The 3,017-nt window shown below is 71.1% G+C and carries 4 protein-coding genes and 1 pseudogene; 4 read left to right on the top strand and 1 reads right to left on the bottom strand.

Going from position 1 to position 3,017, the window contains the following annotated elements; all coding sequences use genetic code 11:
* Window positions 1–196: hypothetical protein (locus tag G6021_RS16965; protein WP_206682229.1), on the top strand; the 196-nt coding region annotated here is incomplete at its 5' end.
* 68 nt (window positions 197–264) lie between these two features.
* Here the strand turns inward: G6021_RS16965 and G6021_RS14190 are convergent.
* Entirely contained in the window at window positions 265–984 is a 720-nt protein-coding gene (locus G6021_RS14190) for a hypothetical protein (protein ID WP_182641555.1), read from the bottom strand.
* Between the two features lie 159 nt (window positions 985–1,143).
* Here G6021_RS14190 and G6021_RS14195 point away from each other — a divergent pair, with 159 nt between their 5' ends.
* The 3 genes and pseudogenes from G6021_RS14195 to G6021_RS14205 all read left to right on the top strand — a co-directional run.
* Complete coding sequence (locus tag G6021_RS14195; RefSeq protein WP_182641556.1) at window positions 1,144–1,695, top strand: hypothetical protein; 552 nt, start codon at window positions 1,144–1,146, stop codon at window positions 1,693–1,695.
* A 167-nt stretch (window positions 1,696–1,862) separates the two neighbouring features.
* Window positions 1,863–2,420 carry an orotate phosphoribosyltransferase gene (gene pyrE / locus G6021_RS14200; RefSeq protein ID WP_182610786.1) on the top strand — a complete coding sequence of 186 codons (558 nt, stop codon included), beginning with the start codon at window positions 1,863–1,865 and terminating at the stop codon, window positions 2,418–2,420.
* Window position 2,421: 1 nt separating this feature from the next.
* Window positions 2,422–3,017: pseudogene (locus G6021_RS14205) on the top strand (hypothetical protein); the annotation flags it as partial.

Raw genomic sequence — 3,017 nt, forward strand, 5'->3', positions numbered from 1 at the left:
GCCCGAGGTGACACCCGCGCCCCCACGGGCCGGACGCGGCAAACATCGCCGTGCGGAGCCGGACGAGGAGGCGTCGGACGCGGAGCCGTCGGCTGCGGCCTCGACCGGCACGGGCTCCGGTCGTGAGCGCCCGGGCGTGGAACCGGACGTCGAGCAGACCACCCGCCTCCAGCTGCCGCCGGATATCCGGGACTGACCTTCCGCAACGAGAGGACCCGCCCGCGCCGGATGCGCGGACGGGTCCTCTCGCTGATGTGGGGTGTGTCAGCTGGCGGAGCTCAGGAGACCGGTGACGGTCGGGCTCGACAGCGGGGCGACGTCGTATCCGGCCGAGTCGGACAGGCTCGAGGTGAGCGAGCCGCCGATGGCGCCGTCGATCGGGTTGACCACGGAACCGGGATCCAGCGAACCGGTACCGCCCCCGCCGCCGGCACCGGGGTTGGTCCCGGTGACGATGACGGGCGACGAGGTCGCGGTCGCGCCGACCCAGGTGTCCCCGAGCGCGTCCGTGTTATTTACGACGGCGGTGTAGCGGTAAACCTTGCTGTCTTCCGCGCGCGGAAGATCGTCCGCGAAGCTCACGGAGGTACCGGTCGCCGGCATCTCGACCTCTCCGATCTCGACACCGTCGCGGAAGATCTGGACCATCGTGCCCTCGGGGAAGTTGTTCGCGGGGCGCTGGAACGAGGTGACTACGTTGACTGCGAGCGAGTCTTCATCGAGCGTGCCGGGCTGAGCCTGGACGTTCAGGTTGGTGTTCCACTCGAAGGGAACCCACGGAGCGTTGGTGACCACGGTCCTGGTGAGTTCTGCCGCGTTGGCGCTCACCCCGCACTCGACCTGGGTGCCGGTGGTGCCGGTGCCGCCCGCAGTGGTCCCTCGGGTGTACTGGAACTGCGTCGACGCCGCATCCGTGGCGGCGGTGGCCCCCGCCCCGGCAAGGCCGAAGACGATCTGCTGACTCGGCGTGTTCGGCGCACGCATGCTGAAGGTGACCTCGGGCAGCTGGAACGACTGGTTGTTGTTCTTCTGCAGGCCCGAGTTGATGGTGTTGCCCGTCCCGTCTTCTGCGAGGCACCGAACCAGGACACGGTCGCGGGTGCGCGGCCCGGCGGTACGGTCTCGACGGCGCCCGTCGTGGAGATGTCGGCGCTGTACTACTCGCGCTACCAGAACGTCAGGGCCGAGATGGTCAGCATCACGGCGTCGGGGTCGACGATCACCAAGCCGCTGTGGCCGCTCACCCAGTTCTTCCCGCAGGGCAGCCTCGGGGACATGGCGAGCGAAGCCGTCCAGCTGCGCTCGCAGATCACCGAGCAGAACACCAGGGCCAAGGTCGAGGGGCTGTACGGCACGACCGGTTCGTTCGCGGTGACCAACGGGCAGACCGTCACCCGGACGATCGCACTCGGGCCGCCGGCCACCCAGCCCCGCGGTTCGGATCTGGTCGGTTACTTCACGATGTGCGCGCAGGGCACCAACTCCGCCGCCGCGCAGGGCACCGGCCAGCTCTACGCGTGGTCTGCCTTCGAGGAGGGGTGGCCCCCGCCGGTCGTCATCCCCGAGGACAGCGGCAGCCTCGCGACCGGGTCTCTCGGCTCGCTGGGCAGCAGTGGTACGGACCCCGTCGATCCGGAGCCACCGGTCGAGGAGGAGCCGCCGGCTGAGGACAACGGGGACCCCCTGGACCCCTGATCGTCACTGGCTTGAGCGTGGCCTCGAGCTGAAGGAGGACGGGCCGGTCGCGTCACGCGACCGGCCCGTCCTCCTTCTGTCGTGTTCTGTCGTGGCGCGCGTCTAGAGTCGACCCCGGTACCGATACCGTCGCCGCAGCCACCGTCGCGGCCGATCAGAGGAGCCCGATGTCCGTCCCCGCCACCGTCGACTCGACCGCCAGAGCGCGACTGGCCGAGCTGGTCGCCGAGCTCGCCGTCGTCCACGGCCGAGTCACCCTCTCCTCGGGCCGCGAGGCCGACTACTACGTGGACCTGCGCCGCGCGACCCTGCACCACGAGGCGTCGCCGCTCATCGGCCGTCTGCTGCGTGAACTGACCGACGACTGGGACTTCGAGGCGGTCGGCGGACTGACCCTCGGCGCCGACCCGGTCGCCACGGCGATCATGCACGCGCCGGGTCGGCCGATCGACGCGTTCGTCGTCCGCAAAGAGGCCAAGAAGCACGGGATGCAGCGCCGGATCGAGGGGCCGGACATCGTGGGGAAGCGGGTCCTCGTCGTCGAGGACACCACGACCACCGGCAACTCCCCGCTCACCGCGGTGGCCGCCCTGCGCGAGGCCGGAGCCGAGGTGGTGGGCGTGGCGACCGTCGTCGACCGTGCCACCGGCGCCGATGACGTGATCCGGGCCGAGGGCGTGGAGTACCGCGCCCTGCTCGGCCTGACCGACCTGGGACTGGAGTGACATGACCGCCAAGTGGACGACGACGAGACGCATGACGACCGAGGGGACGGCGTCCGGTAGGACGACGGCGAGGGCTTTCCCCACCGTCCTGGCGCAGGCGCTGCGGGAGCGGGTGCTCTCGCTCATGGACACCTCCCGGCCGGAGGGGCCCGCGTTCCTCGCCGCGGCCGCGGGCACGGAGGTGGCCAAGGCGACCGGATTCGTCCCGCTGGAGAAGCTCTGCAAGCCGCTCATCGTCCCGGCGGCGCTGACCATCGCTCTGCGTGAGGGCGCCCGGGGAGGCGCGGGGGCGGGTAACGGTGGCCTCGGCCCGGTCGACACCGCACTGCTCTCCGTCACCGGTGCGGCGTATACCACGGGCGACGTGATCCTCATGCTCGGTGGAGGACACGCCAGCCGCTCGCGTTCCCGGCTCGTCTCGGGCGCGGCGGCGTTCGGGGTGGGGCATCTCGCGCTCGGCGGGCTGATGCTCCGGTCGGGTCTGAGGTTCAAGCCGGTCCAGTCGGCGGTCCACGGGGTGGTGGCCGGCGCCGCCGGTGCGATCCTGCTGTCCGAGGATCGGGCCAACGCGCCGCTGGCCGCGTACGGGGGGCTGCT

Source organism: Dietzia sp. CW19 (genome assembly GCF_014145265.1).
Classification (GTDB): Bacteria; Actinomycetota; Actinomycetes; order Mycobacteriales; family Mycobacteriaceae; genus Dietzia; species Dietzia natronolimnaea.